The sequence below is a fragment of the Rhodococcus sp. MSC1_016 genome, assembly GCF_023667485.2.
In the GTDB taxonomy this organism is placed as follows: Bacteria; Actinomycetota; Actinomycetes; order Mycobacteriales; family Mycobacteriaceae; genus Rhodococcus_F; species Rhodococcus_F oxybenzonivorans.
The window spans coordinates 750,860-766,845 of the sequence record NZ_JAMOZI020000001.1 but is presented as its reverse complement, the minus strand read 5'-3'; the positions used below and the strand labels follow the sequence as shown (position 1 = coordinate 766,845).

Below are 15,986 nucleotides of genomic sequence, written 5' to 3'. Positions count from 1 at the left end.
GCACCGTGGTCCTACCGACGGGTACGCTCTCCCCACAAGCGAACCTACGGTTCCGTAGGTTCGAGTCGCGAACAGCGAGAAGGGGTGTCCTGTGACAGCTTTCGGACTCGACGAGCTCCCGGTCAAGCCGCGTCTGCGTGGGTGGATTCACCTGTGGGCGTTCGGTATCTCGGTCATCGCCGGGCTGGTCCTCGTCCTCGTGTCCGGCCTCCGAGTGTCAGCGGAAGCGGCCGTCGCCACGGCGGTCTACAGCGTCACCGTGTGTGGCGTATTCGGGGTCAGCGCCACGTATCACCGAGTGCACTGGAAGACCACGTCCGCCCGCACGTGGATGAAGCGGGCGGATCACTCGATGATCTTCCTGTTCATCGCCGGCAGTTATACACCGTTCGGGCTGCTGGGCCTGCCCTCGAGCACCGGACGCACACTGCTGATCGTCGTCTGGGCCGGTGCCTTCGCCGGCGTTGCCCTGAAGATGCTGTGGCCGACGGCGCCGCGGTGGGTCGGTGTTCCGCTCTACCTGCTCCTCGGCTGGGCGATCGTTCCGGTGGCGCCGGAGCTGACCTCCGAGGTCGGGGTCCTGCCCATGGTGTTGCTGCTCATCGGCGGCATCCTGTACTCGGTGGGCGCCGTGCTGTATGCCACGAAGTGGCCGAATCCGTGGCCGGCCACCTTCGGGCATCACGAGTTCTTCCATGCCGCCACCGTGATCGCGGCGTTGTGCCACTACATCGCCGTCTGGCTGGTCGTGTTCGGACAGTAATTACCGGCTCAACGCCTCGGCCAGGTCGCCGATGGTCGACACCGGACGATCACAGACGAACCCGCGGCACACATACGCCGCCGAATCGCCCCCCACCAGCGGCCGGTCGGCAAGCAGCGGCGACGAATCCGGTTCACCTCCGACCACCACCGCACCACCCGGAGCGAGTCGGCGAGCAGCGTCCAGCAGCCCGGTCTCGCCGTTCGTTGCCACCGCCACCTGGATCGGCCCACGCACCGACGCCTCGGCCACGGCGAGCCAGTGTCCCGCCGACCTCGGTGCCCGTTCGAGGAGCAGCGCCACCCGGTCGAGTGACGCGGCGGCCGCGGCGGCATACCGGGCCGAGGTGCCCGCCTCCGCCACCGCCGCAGCGGTGAGCAGGGCCTCGGCCAGGCACGAGGCACCGGACGGCGTGGCGCCGTCGACCGGGTCGCGCGGACGGGTCACCAGGACTTCCGAATCATCCGCCGTATCGAACCAGCTGCCGGGCTGCTCGGCGTCCGCGAAGTGTCGCAAGGCACGCTCCAGCAGGGCCTCGGCGGGTTCGAGCCATTCGGCGTCGCCGGTCGCCTGGAACAACGCGAGGAGTCCGGTGGCGAGGCACGCATAGTCCTCCAGAATTCCCACGGGTTCGCCCACCACCGACCCCAGCGAGGCGCGGCGCAGGCGACCGTCGACAAGGTGCAGGTCCAGCACCGTCCGGGCACACTCGGCGGCCGCGGAGATCCACTCCGGCCTGCCGAGTCCGGCACCGGCCTCGGCCAGCGCCGTGATGGTCATCCCATTCCAGGCGGTGACCACTTTGTCGTCCCGGCCGGGCTGCGGCCGGATCGCACGGTGAGCGAAAAGAGCGTTCCGCACGCGACCCCACCGCTCCCAGTCGTCCGGATCCTGGAGGAGTTGCAGCACCGACGCGCCTTTTTCGAAGGTTCCCTCCGGCATCACGGTCAGCAGATGCGACGCCCACTCGCCGTCTTCGGCGCCCAGCACCTCGACGAGCTGTGCGGGTGTCCACACATAGGTCAGCCCCTCGACGCCCTCCGTGTCGGCGTCGAGCGCAGACGCGAACGAGCCGTTCTCCGTACGCAGGTCGCTAAGCAGGAACTGCGCGGTCTCCTCGGTGACGCGGACCGCAAGCTCCGAACCCGTTCGCCGACCGAGGTGGGCGTACACGCGCAGTAGCTGGGCGTTGTCGTAGAGCATCTTCTCGAAGTGCGGCACGACCCACTCGGCGTCGACCGAGTAGCGGGCGAAACCGCCGCCGAGCTGGTCGTAGATCCCGCCCCGCGCCATCGCGGACGCCGTGCGCTCCACCGTCTCGAGCACCTTCGCCTTCCCGGAACGCTCGTAGGTGCGCAGTAGACCCTCCAGCAACGCAGACGGCGGGAACTTGGGCGCACCTCCGAACCCGCCCCGTGGAATGTCCTCGTCCTTCAGCACGGCAGCAGCAGCCGCGTCGAGAAGCGCGGCATCCACCGCGACATCCGCAGTAGGTATGCCGCCGGCTCCGCGGCGCAGTTCCGTCGCCACCGACTCGGCGGCATTGTCGACGTCGCTGCGCCGGTCCCGCCACGTGTCGGCGATGGCGCCGAGCAGCTGGGTGAAGGACGGCATTCCGCCGCGTGGCGCGGGCGGGTAATAGGTCCCGCAATAGAACGGTGCACCGTCGGGAGTGAGGAAGCACGTCATCGGCCAACCGCCCTGGCCCGTCATCGCCACGGTGGCGTTCATGTACACGGCGTCGAGGTCGGGACGCTCTTCCCGGTCGACCTTGATGCACACGAAATGCTCGTTCATCAGCGACGCGACGGCGTCGTCCTCGAACGACTCGTGCGCCATCACATGACACCAGTGGCACGCGGAGTATCCGATCGACAGCAGAATCGGCACATCACGTTCACGCGCCCACTCGATCGCCTCCGGCCCCCATTGCTGCCAATGGACCGGGTTGTCGGCGTGCTGCCGCAGATAGGGGCTGGTGGACCCGCCGAGTGTGTTGCGTGCGCGTGGGTCCATGTCCAGCTCCTCTTCGACTACTGCTGCAGCTTCGGTGGATTGTCGGTGGGACCGGAGGGCCCGCTCGTGGTCCCGTTGTCCCCGTGCAGTGCGCCGCGGTCGGTGCCCTCGTCGGCTTCCTGGTCGGGTTCGGGATGGTCCGGTTCGAAGGTCTCGGGCAGATTCTTCAGCTGCTTGTTCATCGAGCGCACCAGTAGCACCACGCCCGCGAGCAGAGCGAGAATGACCACCAGTCCGATAGGCGAGGCCTTACCGAACTCGGGACCGGAGGGCGTGCTGGGCGTCTGCGCCAGCAGTTCCACCGTCCCGGCGACGACACCGAGCGTCAACGACATCACTGCGACTCGTCCGGGTGAACGCCGGCGAACAGGTCGTTCTCCGGAATGGAGGTGGTGACCCGGGTCTTGGCGAGTTCGAATTCCTCGGTCGGCCAGATTTTCTGCTGGATCTCGAGCGGAACAGCGAAGAACGAACCGTTGGGGTCGATCTGGGTGGCGTGGGCGCGCAGGGCGTCGTCGCGCTGCGGGAAGTAGTCGCCGCAGGTGATCTGCGTGGTGACGCGCGCCATCAGATCACCCTGCTCGGTCTTCCACTTCTTGAGCCACTCCGCCATCGGGAATTCTTCACCGCGGCGTTCGTACTCCTCCTGGAACTGCAGGAGACGTTTACGGATGAACCCGTGCGAGTAGTAGACCTTCTGCACTTTCCACGGCTCGCCCGCGTCGGGGAACTGCTGCGGATCCGCGGCCGCCTCGTAGGCGGCCATCGACACCTCGTGGCAGCGGATGTGATCGGGATGCGGATAACCGCCGTTCTCGTCGTACGTCGTCATGACGTGGGGACGGAATTCGCGGATGGCCCGGACCAGAGCTTCGGTGGCCACCTCGAGCGGCACCAGCGCAAAGCACCCCTCCGGCAGCGGCGGCAGCGGGTCACCCTCGGGCAGTCCCGAGTCGACGAATCCCAGCCACTGGTGCTGGACACCGAGGATGCGAGCGGCCTCGGACATCTCCTCGATGCGGACCTCGTGGATGCGGTCTCGCACGCCGGGCACGTCCATCGCCGGATTGAGGATGTCGCCGCGTTCACCCCCGGTCAACGTCACAACCCGCACTTCGTTGCCCTCGGCGGCGTAACGGGCCGTCGTCGCCGCACCCTTGCTCGACTCGTCGTCGGGATGGGCATGGACGGCCATGAGACGGAATCCGCTCACGTATTCGTTCACCTCAACTTCGCCAGTAGCCGTTGCCGGCTTGTTCGTGTCGTACGCTCTTCGTCCTCCGCCATCGCTTGACGGCGCACCGACGCACATCCTCTATAGTTCCACCCGATAGTTCCGCTTGCAGCCGTGACCCCGCTCGAGTGCTGGAAGCAGTGAGGAACTGGAGCGGTGTGAGAGCAGAGTGATGACGAGAACGCTTCCCCCCGGCCGATACACAGGTGCAGCGAAGCCTGCACGGCCGAGGCGCTGGATCGCGTGGGCGCTCGGCGCGGTCGTCGTAGTGCTCGGGGTGATTGTGGCGTTCTCGGCCTACGACAGGTTCACGATTTCCGACATCGACAGCGAGGCCACATCGTTCGATCTTGTCGACGACTCGCGGCTCGATATCACCTTCACCGTCACCCGTGACGACCCTTCGCGCCCGGGGGTGTGCATCGTCCGTGCACGCTCCAAGGACGGATCCGAGACGGGACGGCGCGAGGTCTACATCGCCGGAGGGCCACATCAGACGGTGAAGATCACGGCCCCCGTCTACACGTCCGAGCCGCCGGCCATGGGTGATGTGTATGGGTGCAGCCTGGACGTTCCGGCGTATCTCACCGGCGGCTGACCAGCCGCTCCCCGAGCGACCGTTCGGGTTCTCCGCCAGTTCCGACCTCCGATCGTGCTAGAATCGGCTGATACACGGTTCCGGTTTGGAACCGTGTATTGCTGCATTGGCGGCAAGGTGGATCTGTGTTCGGCCCCGGCCGGCTGATCCGCCGAGCCGTTGATCACTGCTGTTGCAGTGGTCTGTCGAGGGAGCCCGGGGGCTCCAACTACGAGGGAGTGATCGAGATGACCGAGACCCAGGTGACCTGGCTGACCCAGGAGTCACATGACAGGCTCAAGAGCGAACTCGACCAACTCATTGCCAATCGACCCGTCATCGCCGCCGAGATCAACGAGCGACGCGAAGAGGGCGATCTCAAGGAGAACGGTGGCTACCACGCGGCCCGCGAAGAGCAGGGCCAGCAGGAAGCTCGTATCCGCCAGCTCCAGGAGTTGTTGAACAGCGCGAAGGTCGGCGAGGCACCCACCCAGTCCGGCGTGGCGTTGCCCGGCTCGGTGGTGAAGGTCTACTACGACGGCGACGAGAAGGACACCGAGACGTTCCTCATCGCCACCCGCGAAGAGGGCGCACGCGACAACAAGCTCGAGGTCTACTCCCCCAACTCACCGTTGGGTGGGGCACTGCTCGAGGCGAAGGTCGGCGAGACGCGCGAGTACACGCTGCCCAACGGCAGCAGCATGAAGGTGACGCTCGTCAGCGCTGAGCCTTACCACAGCTGATATCGGCTCTGCTTCACAGAACTCCGGTCCGGGCGATGCGCCCGGACCGGAGTTTTTTTGGTGGTGCAGTTCGCGCTCAGATGATTCTGCGGGCCTTCATGCCGGAGAACACCGCACCGATGCGCACTACGTCACCCGTGGTGGGTGCGTGGAGCATCTGGCCGTTTCCGACATAGATCGCCACGTGCCCGGGACCACCCGACTGCCAGTTTCCGAAGAGCAGGTCGCCCGGTTTCGCCTCCGAGAGCGGGATCTCGACGCCCACGCGCCACTGAGTCTCCGAGGTCCGGGGCAGTTTGATGCCGGTGGCGGCGTACACGGCGAACGAGGTGAGGCCGGAGCAGTCGAACCCCCCGCCGGACGGTCCGTTGATGTTGCCGCCGCCCCACACATACGGCAGGCCGATGAACCGCATCGCCATCTCGACCACCCGGCTCGGCTCCCCGGCGCCGACACCGTAGAAGAACGGCGACAACATCCGGGCGAACGATTCTTCGAGCGACCGGATCCGTGCCACATACGGCTGGGTTTCGTGGACGTAGTCCGGTTTTCCGGCGGGCATGCCGCCCGACGTGCGCACCGCACCCGCACCGGCGTTGTAGGCCGCAAGGGTGAGGTCGAGGGTGTCACCCTTGACCACGCCTTGTTTCTTCCAGGCGTCGATCTGCGCGTGGAGGTCGCACAGCATCTGGCCGGACGCCATCATCGGGTCGGCGACGCCGTTGATGTCCACCTTGCCGTCGCCGTCCGCGTCCTTGCCGTATTTGGCCCAGGTGCCGGGCAGAAATTGACCGGGTCCGCGGGCACCCGCCCTCGACACCGGCGAGGCCGCCCCATGTCTGAAGCCGTTCTCGACCGAGTACAGAGCGGCCAGGGTCGGCGGTTTGATTCCTTCACACAACGAGCCGGCCTTGCGGATCCAGGGGGCGAACACGGCGATGGCTCCGATCGGGGCCAGTGAGACCCCGGGAAATCCGGCAGGAACCGAGGGAATCAAGGATCCGAGGCCGCTGATGATGGCGGGGACGCCGGGGACGGCGGCCAGCCCACCGATCACGGTTTGTGCACCCGAGGCCATCGGCGCCGGGGGCTGGTCGAGCGGACTGTCGGGGAGGACGAGTGCCTGCTCGGGTCCGGGGACCGGCGGGGGCGGCGCCGGCGGTGCGTCTGCAGCAGGCGGCGCCGGAATATAGGGATCGGTCGCCTGCTTCACCACCTCGGATGCGTCGGTGACCATTTGCTCGGCTTGCTGTCGTGCTGGTTCCGGGAGAGCCGAAATGGCGTCGTTCACCTGTTTCTGAACGTCGGGAGAAGCTTGCTCTACAACTTGGATAGCGTCCGCCGCTTGGTCTTTCACTGGCTGCGGTATGTCTGCTCCTTGAACCATTGCCCCCGCTGCTGTGGTGATCGCCACGATGATCGCCGCTGCATCAACTGACATACGTGCGCTCCTCCTCCTCGGTATGCCGAACCGAGTAGGTTCACGTTACGACGGGGTACAGCAGGCGCGGGCCGAATTCGGCAGCTTGGGCAACAGCCATTTCGTGCGGTGAGCAGGCTTCGGGCCGTCGCACACGACCGTGCGTGCGTGTTTCCACCCGACCCGACTGCACTCCACCCCTCTGAGCCGGCCTCGCATCGCTCTCCGAACTGATTCCCAGGTTGCTCACAGGTTCGTCGTGGAAGGTGGTGGACATGAGTGAAGATCGACGGAATGCCCGCCTGCTTCCCGTTCGGCGTGCGCTCGCCGCAGCCGGGATCGCCGGGTTGGTCGCCGGTGGCGGCATCGCGGCCGCCGCGGACGCCTCTTCGTCCGACGCGGCCGTCGCCGCTCCCGTCGTCTCGGCAGGCTTCGGAACACCGGATGCGGTGTCCAGCGGATTCTGAAGACGCGGAAAGTAACCACAGCATGACCGGTGCGCGTAGCGCGACCGAATGGTCGACGTGGGGTGGGCACGTGCGTGTCGTCGTCACCGCCCCGGGCGCCCTCGATTCGGCCGCCAACCTGGTGCGCGGCTATCTCGCGGCAGCAGACGCCGCGGTCAATCGCGAGCGATCCGACGCCGAGATCCACTCTCTCCGGCACGGGAAGAACAGCGTGACCCCACTGTTCGCCCGATTCATCGCCGATGCACTGTCTGCGGCACGGATCACGGACGGAAAGCTCGACCCCACGTCGGCATCCACCACCCACTCCTGGCGCACGGTCGGGGTCGACGGAACCGAGGTGACGCTGCCCGAGGGAGTGCAGCTCGATCTCACGGCCACCGCTCGCGCGAGCTCGGCAGACCACTGCGCCTCGACCACCGCCGAACTCCTCGGCTGCGGCGTGCTGGTGGCCCTGGGCGGCGACATCGCCACCGCCGGACCTACGCCGCCGGGTGGGTGGCAGATACAGGTTCAAGACCTGCCGGGCGACCCCACCTGCCAGGTGTCGATTCCGTCGGGTGCGGGCGTGGCGACCGCCAGCACCGTGAAACCCTTGCGTCCCGACCCGATGGCGTTGTGGCGCACGGTGTCCGTGGTGGCCGACTGCTGCACCACCGCCCACGCGACCAGTACGGCGGCGGTCGCGATGGGCGGCGGCGCCGTCAGCTGGCTGGCCGAACTGAAGCTACCCGCGCGACTGGTGGATCAGGAGTTCCGGGTGAGCACCGTCAATGGATGGCCACACTAGCGGCGCGCTCAGTGCTGCAGCCGAACGGCGTATCCGGCGGCGTCGAGCGCGTCGAGCAGATCCTGCCGATGTCCCGGGCCACGGGTCTCTACGGTGAGGAATACCTCCACCTCGTCCAGTGCGAGTGAGCCACCGGTCCGGGAGTGAACAACGTCGACCACGCTGGCCCCGTTCCCGCTGACGACTTCGAGGAGGCCGACCAGACCACCCGGTCGGTCCGGAATGGTCACGTGCACACCGAGATAGCGTCCCGACGCGCGCAACCCGTGGTTGACGACATGGGTCAGCAGTAGCGGGTCGACGTTGCCGCCCGACAGCACGGCGCAGACCTTTCCGGTGAGGCCGAGCTCGGCCTGGGCGCAACTGATCAGAGCCGCCACCGCCGCGGCGCCGGCGGGTTCGACGATGAGTTTCGCGCGCTCTAGGCACAACAGCAGGGCGCGGGACAGCGCGTCCTCGCTCACCGTGACGATGGCATCGACCTGAGTGCCGACGTGCGCGAACGGGACGTCGCCCGGTCGGCCGACCGCAATGCCGTCGGCCATGGTGGACATGCTCGCCAACGGCACAGGACGGCCTTCGGCGAGCGAAGCGGGCCACGCGGCTGCTTGCTCGGCCTGGACGCCGATGATGCGCACGTCGGGACGCAACTCCGACACCGCGGCGGCGATCCCCGCAATGAGGCCACCACCGCCCGTCGGAACGACAATGGTGCCGACGTCCGGCTCCTGCTCCAGAATTTCGAGGCCCACCGTCCCCTGCCCTGCCACGATGTCGACGTGGTCGAACGGGTGAATCAGCACCGCCCCGGTCTCCGCAGCGAATTCCTTCGCCGCCACCAGGGCGTCGTCCACGGTGTCACCGGTCAGATGCACGGTCGCGCCGTAGGCCTTGGTTGCGACGAGTTTCGGTAGGGGCGCGCCCGTCGGCATGAAGACGGTCGACGCGATGCCCAGGTCGGTGGCCGCCCAGGCCACACCCTGGGCGTGATTACCGGCACTCGCGGCGACGACACCACACGCGCGTTCCTCCTCGGCGAGATTCGCGATCCGGTAATACGCACCACGCGGCTTGAAAGAACCCGTGCGCTGGAGATTTTCGCACTTGAGCGACACCTCGTGCCCGCACCGCTCGGACAACGCCCTCGATGCGATCACCGGCGTCCGGCGCATCACGGGGGCCAGCAGCCTACGGGCTGCCCTGATCTGCTCGAGCGTGACGGATTCCACGCGGGCCAGCATAGGGCGCTCCGCGCCCCGTGCGCCTTTTTGGTAGTTGCCGCTACCAAAAAGGCGCACGGGCGGCGAAGCCGCCTACTTCAGCGCCTGCTCGATGTCGCCCACGAGGTCGGCCGCGTCTTCGACGCCGACGGACAGCCGCACGAGGTCGTCCGGGACCTCGAGCAGCGAACCGGCGGTGGAGGCGTGCGTCATCGCACCGGGATGTTCGATCAGCGATTCGACACCACCGAGCGACTCGGCGAGGGTGAAGATCTCGGTTCGCGAGCAGAAGTCCAGCGCCGCCTGCTTGCCGCCGGCGAGCCGGACGGAGATCATGCCGCCGAAACGACGCATCTGCTTCTCGGCGATCTTGTGACCGCTGTGCGATTCGAGGCCGGGGTAGATGACCTTGGAGACGGCCGGGTGCCCGGTGAGCAACTCCACGACCTTTTCGGCGTTGTCACTGTGCCGCTCCATGCGGAGGGCGAGGGTCTTGATGCCGCGCAGCGTGAGGAAGGCATCGAAGGGACCGGGTACGGCGCCGGCACCGTTCTGGAGGAATGCGAATGCCGCGTCGAGTTCTTCGTCGTTGGTGACCAGTGCGCCGCCGACGACGTCGGAGTGGCCGCCGATGTATTTAGTGGTCGAGTGCAGGGCGATGTCGGCGCCGAGCTGCAGCGGCTGCTGCAGGTAAGGCGACGCGAACGTGTTGTCGACGACGATCTTCGCGTCGGCCGCGTGCGCCACCTCGGTGAGCGCTTCGATGTCACCGATGGTGAGCAACGGGTTGGTGGGGGTCTCGACCCACACCAGTTTTGTGTTCGGCCGGATCGCGTTGCGCACGGCATCCACATCGGACACCGGTACGGGGGTGTATTCGATACCCCACTGGGAGAAGACCTTGTCAATCAGGCGGAACGTGCCACCGTAGGCGTCGTTGGGGATGACGAGGTGGTCGCCCGGGCGGAGGACGGCACGCAGGACGCAGTCGGTGGCGGCCATGCCCGAGCCGAACGCCCGGCCGTACGTGCCCGACTCCAGGGCTGCGAGGTTGGCCTCGAGCGGCCGGCGGGTGGGGTTGCCCGTGCGGGCGTACTCGAACCCGTTACGCATGCCGCCGACGCCGTCCTGTGCGAACGTCGAGCTCGCGTAGATCGGGACGTTGACGGCGCCGGTCTGCGGGTCGGGGTCGAATCCGGCGTGCACGGCCTTGGTGGAGAAACCCTGCCAGCTGATGTTGTCCGCTTTGCTGCGCTGCTCACTCATGTAGGCCAGCGTAGTGGGGACCTAATCTTGCAGATACTTCGCAATCGCGAATGCGACGTCGAGCTTGGTCTCGTCGCTCACGGAGGGGTCGATCGCGTTGACGATGATGCTGTGTGTCGGCGTGAGCAGTGCCATGGCGACGACGTCGAGGACCACCCCGTCCACTGCCGTGGACCGCGGATCGGGGATCACATTCGTCCCGTTCCTCATCTCGACGATGACCACCGGGTCCGTCGCCTGCGGCTTGACGGACGCCGTGAGGGTGCTCAGCACGTTGGCCGGCCCCTTCGACCACGAGCAGGTGGGATCGGCGGAGCCCGGCAGGGCTGCCTCGGTGAGATACGGCCGGTCCGATACCAACGACCCCAGCACCTCCGTCAGGTGGTCGCAGTCGGTCGACTCGGCCACCACCGCAGAGCTGGGTTTCGCTGTCGCCACCGATGCCGGCTGGGCGACACCGTCGACCGCCTGCCCGCACCCGGCAACCATCAGTCCGATGATCGGAACCCCCACGACACGACACAGACGAGCACCCACTGATTTCCCCCCTCGGATGTGGAACGGGCCGCCCGCGTCCGGCGAGCAGCCCGTCCCGATGTCTCGCCCTAGGACCCGGCGCTGAGGAAACCGAGCAGGTCGTGGCGAGTGATGACGCCGGCCGGCTTACCGTCGTCCACCACCATCAGCGCGTCGGTATCCCCCAGCGCCTTCGTCGCGGCCGACACCGGCTCACCCGAACCGATGAGCGGGAAAGGCTTGCTCATGTGCTTCTCGACCGGATCGGCGAGGTGGGCACGGCCTTCGAACACGGCGCTGAGAAGGTCGCGCTCCGTCACACTTCCCGCGACCTCACCGGCCATGACGGGCGGCTCGGCCCCGACGACGGGCATCTGGGACACCCCGTACTCGCGGAGGATCTCGATGGCGTCGCGCAGCGTCTCGGACGGGTGCGTGTGAACGAGGTCCGGGAGCTCGCCGGACTTGCCGCGCAGCACGTCGCCGACCGTCTTCTCGTCCGGCTTGCCGTCGAGCGGGGTGCGGAGGAAGCCGTAGGAGGCCATCCACTTGTCGTTGAAGATCTTGGACAGGTAGCCGCGTCCGCCGTCGGGGAGGAGAACGACAATCACCGCGTCGGGACCCTCACGCTTGGCGACCTCGAGTGCGGCGACGACGGCCATGCCGCACGATCCGCCGACCAGCAGGCCTTCTTCACGCGCGAGTCGGCGCGTCATCTCGAAGGAGTCGGCATCGGAGACGGCGATGATTTCGTCGGGGATGGACGGGTCGTAGGCGCTCGGCCAGAAGTCCTCGCCGACACCTTCGACCAGGTAGGGACGGCCGGTGCCGCCGGAGTACACGGAGCCCTCGGGGTCGGCGCCGATGATCTTGACCTTCCCGCCCGACACCTCCTTGAGGTAGCGGCCGGTGCCGGTGATGGTGCCGCCGGTGCCGACGCCCGCGACGAAGTGGGTGATTTTTCCGTCGGTGTCGGCCCAGATCTCGGGTCCGGTGGTCTCGTAATGGCTCTGCGGACCGCCCGGGTTGGCGTACTGGTTCGGCTTCCACGCGCCGGGGATGTCGCGGGCGAGGCGGTCGGACACGCTGTAGTAGCTGTCGGGGTGTTCCGGCGCGACCGCGGTCGGGCACACCACGACCTCGGCGCCGTAGGCCTTGAGGACGTTGCGCTTGTCTTCGCCGACCTTGTCGGGGCACACGAACACGCACTTGTACCCACGTTTCTGTGCCACCAGGGCCAGCCCGACGCCGGTGTTGCCGGACGTGGGTTCGACGATGGTTCCGCCCGGCTTCAGCTCGCCCGACGCCTCGGCGGCGTCGATCATCTTGACCGCGATGCGGTCCTTCGAGCTTCCGCCGGGGTTCAGGTACTCGAGCTTGGCTGCAACGGTCCCGTGCTCGCCGCCGATAACCGAAGTGAGCTTGACGAGAGGGGTGTTGCCGATCAGGTCGACGACGTGTTCCGCGATGCGCATGACTCCATGGTCCCAGATGCGCAGATCGGATGCTCACAGACGTCCGGCACGGGGCATCGGACGCGGCTAGATTGGTACGGACGCAGTCCGCCGGAACCCGTGAGAAACACACCAGGTAGCGGAAAGGTGAGTGCAGTGCCGAAGAGCACCTGGCAGACCGGAGTGAAGGCCGGCGCCACGGCGGTAGTAGCGGGATCGAGCGCAGGAACACTGTCCTGGGTGGCGTACTCATACCTCATGTCGCAGGCGACGGCGGCGAGAGGCGTCATCGGACGCAACGTCGCGAAACCGCCGGAGGCCGACGGCGTGTACGCCCCTGGCAGCGCGGACGTGGAACGCTGGCGTCGCGGCGCACCGTTCGACCTGCACCTGATGATCTTCGGCGACTCGACCGCTGCAGGCGTGGGCTGCCTGACGGCGGAGGAAGTGCCCGGCGTGCAGATCGCCCGCCGCCTCGCCGACGAGACGGGTAAGCGGGTTCGGCTGAGCACCAAGGCAATCGGCGGTGCCACCTCGCGGGGACTCAGCGGCCAGGTCGACGCGATGTTCGTGGCGGGGCCGCCGCCGGACGCCGCCGTCATTCTCGTCGGAGCCAACGACGTCACAGCGAAGAACTCGATTCGCGCCTCGGCCCACAGGCTGGGTGAGGCCGTCGCCCGATTGAGGGAGCACGACTGCGCCGTTGTCGTCGGGACGTGCCCCGACCTGGGAGTCGTCACAGCCATACCGCAGCCCCTGCGCACCGTCGTCCGCACGTGGGGCCTGCGTCTGGCGAGAGCGCAGGCGGTCGCGGTCACCGCGGCGGGGGGACATCCGGTTGCGCTGGCCGATTTGCTGGCGCGCGAATTCCTGGCTGCCCCCGACCGAATGTTCTCGGCCGACCACTTCCATCCTTCCGCTGCGGGATACGAACTGGCGGCAATGCAGATCGTGCCCGTCCTCGCCACCGCACTGGGCATGTGGCACGGCGGCCCTCTCCCGGACCTGCCCGAGGTCTCGGAAGCAGCCGAGGCACGCAAGTTCTCGACGCGAACACTCGCCTCGCTCAATCGCTTTCTGTGGCGACGTGCCGCGCGACGCCGTGCGACGGGTCGCCTCGACGACCTTCTCGGAATCGAGGAGGCGTCGGCGTCGCGAGTCCGGAAGGCCGCCCAGTGAGACGGAGATATCCGCGCACGGAGGCGACGACGTAGGTTGTCTGAACAGCCATGAAATCGGTGGCCTGCAACACAGTGCAGACCTCCGCAGCCGACAAAGGAGTTATTGATGCCCGAGGCAGTAATCGTCTCTGCAGTACGTTCACCGATCGGTCGGGCCATGAAGGGCTCACTGAAGTCGATCCGCCCGGATGATCTGACGACGCAGATGGTTGCCGCGGCGCTGGCGAAGGTCCCCGAACTCGACCCCACCGAGATCGACGACCTGCTCCTCGGGTGCGGCCAGCCCGCCGGGCAGTCCGGGTTCAACATCGCCCGCGTCGTCGCCGTGCAGCTGGGCTACGACTTCCTGCCCGGTGTGACCGTCAACCGGTACTGTTCGTCCTCGCTGCAGACCACCCGCATGGCGCTGCACGCGATCAAGGCCGGCGAGGGCGACGTCTTCATCTCGGGCGGTGTCGAGTCGGTGTCGAGCTTCGTCACCGGCAACGCCGACGGTCTGCCCAACACGAAGAACCCCAAGTTCGCCGACGCCGAGGCCCGGACCGGCAAGCTCGCCGAGGGCGGCGTCGCCTGGACCGATCCGCGCGAGGACGACCTGCTGCCCGACGTCTACATCGCGATGGGTCAGACCGCCGAGAACGTGGCATCCGCCACCGGCATCAGCCGTGAGGAGCAGGACCGCTGGGGTGTCCGGTCGCAGAACCGTGCGGAGGAGGCCATCAAGAACGGCTTCTTCGAGCGGGAGATCACCCCGGTCACCCTTCCCGACGGCACCGTCGTCAGCACCGACGACGGCCCGCGCGCCGGCACCACCTACGAGGCCGTCAGCCAGCTCAAGCCGGTGTTCCGGCCGGACGGCACCGTCACCGCCGGCAACGCCTGCCCGCTCAACGACGGCGCCGCCGCCCTGGTGATCATGTCCGACACCAAGGCCAAGGAGTTGGGCCTGACTCCGCTGGCCCGCATCGTGTCGACCGGCGTGTCGGGTCTGTCGCCCGAGATCATGGGTCTCGGGCCGATCGAGGCCGTCAAGAAGGCGCTCGCACTGGCCGGGAAGAGTGTCTCGGACATCGACCTGTTCGAGATCAACGAGGCCTTCGCGGTCCAGGTCCTCGGTTCGGCCCGTGAGCTGAAGATCGACGAGGACAAGCTGAACATCTCCGGTGGCGCCATCGCCCTCGGCCACCCGTTCGGGATGACCGGGGCCCGCATCACCAACACCCTGCTCAACAACCTGCGTGAGCAGGACAAGACGTTCGGCGTCGAGACCATGTGCGTCGGCGGCGGGCAGGGCATGGCCATGGTCCTCGAACGCCTGAGCTGAGGCGGCTCCGCCGCCCGTGCGCCTTTGTGGTAGCTGGAGCAACCGAAAAGGCGCACGGGCGCGAAGCGCGAGAAGGCCCCCGAGAGCATGCTCTCGGGGGCCTTCTCGTGGAACTGCTAGTCGTTGTTGAAGTAACTCAGCAGGCGGAGGATCTCGACGTACAGCCACACCAGGGTGACCGTGAGTCCGAAGGCGACTCCCCAGGCGGCCTTCTCCGGCGCCTGAGCGCGGATCAGCTGGTCAGCGGCGTCGAAGTCCAGCAGGAAGCTGAAGGCGGCGATACCGATGCAGACGAGGCTGAAGATGATGGCCATCGTGCCGCCGTCACGCAGTCCGAGCCCGCCTTCGACGAAGAAGCTGGCGATCACGTTGCCCAAGGCGAGGACGACGACACCGATGAGAGCGCCGATGATCATCCGCGTCAGGCGGGGCGTGACTCGGATTGCGCCCGTCTTGTAGACGACGAGCATGCCGAAGAACACACCGAACGTACCGAGGACTGCTTGGCCGATCAGCGCCGCGCCACCGACTCCACCGAACGTGATGTCGGTGAACATGAACGACAGCGCCCCGAGGAACAGACCTTCCGCGACGGCGTAGGCCAGCACGATCGCCGGGTTGTCCATCTTGCGGCCGAAAGTGGCGATCAGCACGAGGACGAGACCGACCAGGCCGCCACCGATGACCAACGGCCCCGCGAGCCCCGCGTCGTTGGTGACCAGGAAGTAGGAGATGATCGCCGACACCGTGAGCACACCGAGTGTGATTCCGGTCTTCGTGACGACATCGTCGATGGTCATCGAACGGTAGTCGGGGCCCGTGCGGTAGGGCTCGGCCTGGGTGTACTGAGGCTGACCGAACTGCTGCGTGACCTGCGCGGCGCCGGCCGTCGTAGATCCGAACGAGGCGTATCCGCCGTTGCCCTCTTGTTTGGGCAGGTTACGGAACACCGGGTTACTGGTGGTGCGCACCGTGCACATCCCTTCTCGTGGCTCGCCGGGTGAATCCGGGTTCT

At 67.1% G+C, this 15,986-nt stretch carries 16 protein-coding genes; 7 read left to right on the top strand and 9 right to left on the bottom strand.

Going from position 1 to position 15,986, the window contains the following annotated elements:
- Positions 1–91: 91 nt before the first annotated feature.
- On the top strand, positions 92–763 hold the full coding sequence (trhA, locus tag L1080_RS03560) for a PAQR family membrane homeostasis protein TrhA (RefSeq protein ID WP_159925224.1): 672 nt from the start codon (positions 92–94) through the stop codon (positions 761–763).
- On the opposite strand, the gene L1080_RS03555 is transcribed toward trhA, so the two are convergent.
- The 3 genes from L1080_RS03555 to mca are packed head-to-tail and all read right to left on the bottom strand — an operon-like array spanning position 764 to position 3,992.
- Complete coding sequence (locus L1080_RS03555) at positions 764–2,779, bottom strand: thioredoxin domain-containing protein (RefSeq protein WP_250776303.1); 2,016 nt, start codon at positions 2,777–2,779, stop codon at positions 764–766. It abuts the gene before it with no gap.
- Between the two features lie 17 nt (positions 2,780–2,796).
- On the bottom strand, positions 2,797–3,114 hold the full coding sequence (locus L1080_RS03550; protein WP_284708783.1) for a hypothetical protein: 318 nt from the start codon (positions 3,112–3,114) through the stop codon (positions 2,797–2,799).
- Positions 3,114–3,992: a mycothiol conjugate amidase Mca gene (gene mca / locus L1080_RS03545; RefSeq protein WP_250776305.1), complete on the bottom strand. Its 879-nt coding sequence runs from the start codon at positions 3,990–3,992 to the stop codon at positions 3,114–3,116. Before mca ends, L1080_RS03550 begins: the two co-directional genes overlap by 1 nt.
- Positions 3,993–4,185: 193 nt before the next feature.
- Between mca and L1080_RS03540 the strand changes: the two genes are divergently transcribed.
- Both L1080_RS03540 and greA read left to right on the top strand, forming a co-directional pair.
- Positions 4,186–4,611, top strand: coding sequence for a DUF4307 domain-containing protein (locus L1080_RS03540; protein WP_109332242.1), 426 nt, complete (start codon positions 4,186–4,188; stop codon positions 4,609–4,611).
- Between the two features lie 227 nt (positions 4,612–4,838).
- Positions 4,839–5,333 carry a transcription elongation factor GreA gene (greA, locus tag L1080_RS03535; protein ID WP_005238978.1) on the top strand — a complete coding sequence of 165 codons (495 nt, stop codon included), beginning with the start codon at positions 4,839–4,841 and terminating at the stop codon, positions 5,331–5,333.
- A gap of 76 nt (positions 5,334–5,409) precedes the next feature.
- On the opposite strand, the gene L1080_RS03530 is transcribed toward greA, so the two are convergent.
- The gene (locus tag L1080_RS03530; protein ID WP_250776307.1) at positions 5,410–6,774 is read right to left on the bottom strand and encodes a C40 family peptidase; all 1,365 of its coding nucleotides are present in this window, start codon (positions 6,772–6,774) and stop codon (positions 5,410–5,412) included.
- Between the two features lie 254 nt (positions 6,775–7,028).
- On the opposite strand from L1080_RS03530, the gene L1080_RS03525 reads away from it, so the two are divergent.
- A complete protein-coding gene (locus L1080_RS03525) occupies positions 7,029–7,220 on the top strand; it encodes a hypothetical protein (RefSeq protein WP_250776309.1) in 192 nt (63 codons plus the stop codon).
- Between the two features lie 22 nt (positions 7,221–7,242).
- Entirely contained in the window at positions 7,243–8,010 is a 768-nt protein-coding gene (locus tag L1080_RS03520; RefSeq protein WP_250776311.1) for an FAD:protein FMN transferase, read from the top strand.
- Between the two features lie 8 nt (positions 8,011–8,018).
- Here L1080_RS03520 and ilvA read toward each other — a convergent pair whose 3' ends face one another.
- The 4 genes from ilvA to L1080_RS03500 form a co-directional block, all read right to left on the bottom strand.
- Positions 8,019–9,251, bottom strand: coding sequence for a threonine ammonia-lyase (ilvA, locus tag L1080_RS03515; RefSeq protein ID WP_159925216.1), 1,233 nt, complete (start codon positions 9,249–9,251; stop codon positions 8,019–8,021).
- A 72-nt stretch (positions 9,252–9,323) separates the two neighbouring features.
- Complete coding sequence (locus L1080_RS03510; protein ID WP_159925214.1) at positions 9,324–10,496, bottom strand: cystathionine gamma-synthase; 1,173 nt, start codon at positions 10,494–10,496, stop codon at positions 9,324–9,326.
- A 21-nt stretch (positions 10,497–10,517) separates the two neighbouring features.
- Entirely contained in the window at positions 10,518–11,033 is a 516-nt protein-coding gene (locus L1080_RS03505) for a hypothetical protein (protein ID WP_159925212.1), read from the bottom strand.
- Between the two features lie 68 nt (positions 11,034–11,101).
- On the bottom strand, positions 11,102–12,487 hold the full coding sequence (locus L1080_RS03500) for a cystathionine beta-synthase (RefSeq protein ID WP_109332248.1): 1,386 nt from the start codon (positions 12,485–12,487) through the stop codon (positions 11,102–11,104).
- Positions 12,488–12,622: 135 nt separating this feature from the next.
- Between L1080_RS03500 and L1080_RS03495 the strand changes: the two genes are divergently transcribed.
- Both L1080_RS03495 and L1080_RS03490 read left to right on the top strand, forming a co-directional pair.
- Entirely contained in the window at positions 12,623–13,645 is a 1,023-nt protein-coding gene (locus L1080_RS03495) for an SGNH/GDSL hydrolase family protein (RefSeq protein ID WP_201453439.1), read from the top strand.
- Positions 13,646–13,753: 108 nt separating this feature from the next.
- On the top strand, positions 13,754–14,971 hold the full coding sequence (locus L1080_RS03490; RefSeq protein WP_250776312.1) for an acetyl-CoA C-acetyltransferase: 1,218 nt from the start codon (positions 13,754–13,756) through the stop codon (positions 14,969–14,971).
- 116 nt (positions 14,972–15,087) lie between these two features.
- On the opposite strand, the gene L1080_RS03485 is transcribed toward L1080_RS03490, so the two are convergent.
- Positions 15,088–15,942, bottom strand: a complete 855-nt coding sequence (locus tag L1080_RS03485; protein WP_201453438.1) for a Bax inhibitor-1/YccA family protein — start codon at positions 15,940–15,942, stop codon at positions 15,088–15,090.
- Positions 15,943–15,986: the final 44 nt, after the last annotated feature.

Excerpts from the sequence above, each read along its gene's own strand:
- L1080_RS03555 (WP_250776303.1), bottom strand. The coding sequence starts at position 2,779 with ATGGACCCACGCGCACGCAACACACTCGGCGGGTCCACCAGCCCCTAT.
- L1080_RS03550 (WP_284708783.1), bottom strand. The coding sequence starts at position 3,114 with ATGTCGTTGACGCTCGGTGTCGTCGCCGGGACGGTGGAACTGCTGGCG.
- L1080_RS03540 (WP_109332242.1), top strand. The coding sequence starts at position 4,186 with ATGACGAGAACGCTTCCCCCCGGCCGATACACAGGTGCAGCGAAGCCT.
- greA (WP_005238978.1), top strand. The coding sequence starts at position 4,839 with ATGACCGAGACCCAGGTGACCTGGCTGACCCAGGAGTCACATGACAGG.
- L1080_RS03530 (WP_250776307.1), bottom strand. The coding sequence starts at position 6,774 with ATGTCAGTTGATGCAGCGGCGATCATCGTGGCGATCACCACAGCAGCG.
- L1080_RS03525 (WP_250776309.1), top strand. The coding sequence starts at position 7,029 with ATGAGTGAAGATCGACGGAATGCCCGCCTGCTTCCCGTTCGGCGTGCG.
- L1080_RS03520 (WP_250776311.1), top strand. The coding sequence starts at position 7,243 with ATGACCGGTGCGCGTAGCGCGACCGAATGGTCGACGTGGGGTGGGCAC.
- ilvA (WP_159925216.1), bottom strand. The coding sequence starts at position 9,251 with ATGCTGGCCCGCGTGGAATCCGTCACGCTCGAGCAGATCAGGGCAGCC.
- L1080_RS03510 (WP_159925214.1), bottom strand. The coding sequence starts at position 10,496 with ATGAGTGAGCAGCGCAGCAAAGCGGACAACATCAGCTGGCAGGGTTTC.
- L1080_RS03500 (WP_109332248.1), bottom strand. The coding sequence starts at position 12,487 with ATGCGCATCGCGGAACACGTCGTCGACCTGATCGGCAACACCCCTCTC.
- L1080_RS03490 (WP_250776312.1), top strand. The coding sequence starts at position 13,754 with ATGCCCGAGGCAGTAATCGTCTCTGCAGTACGTTCACCGATCGGTCGG.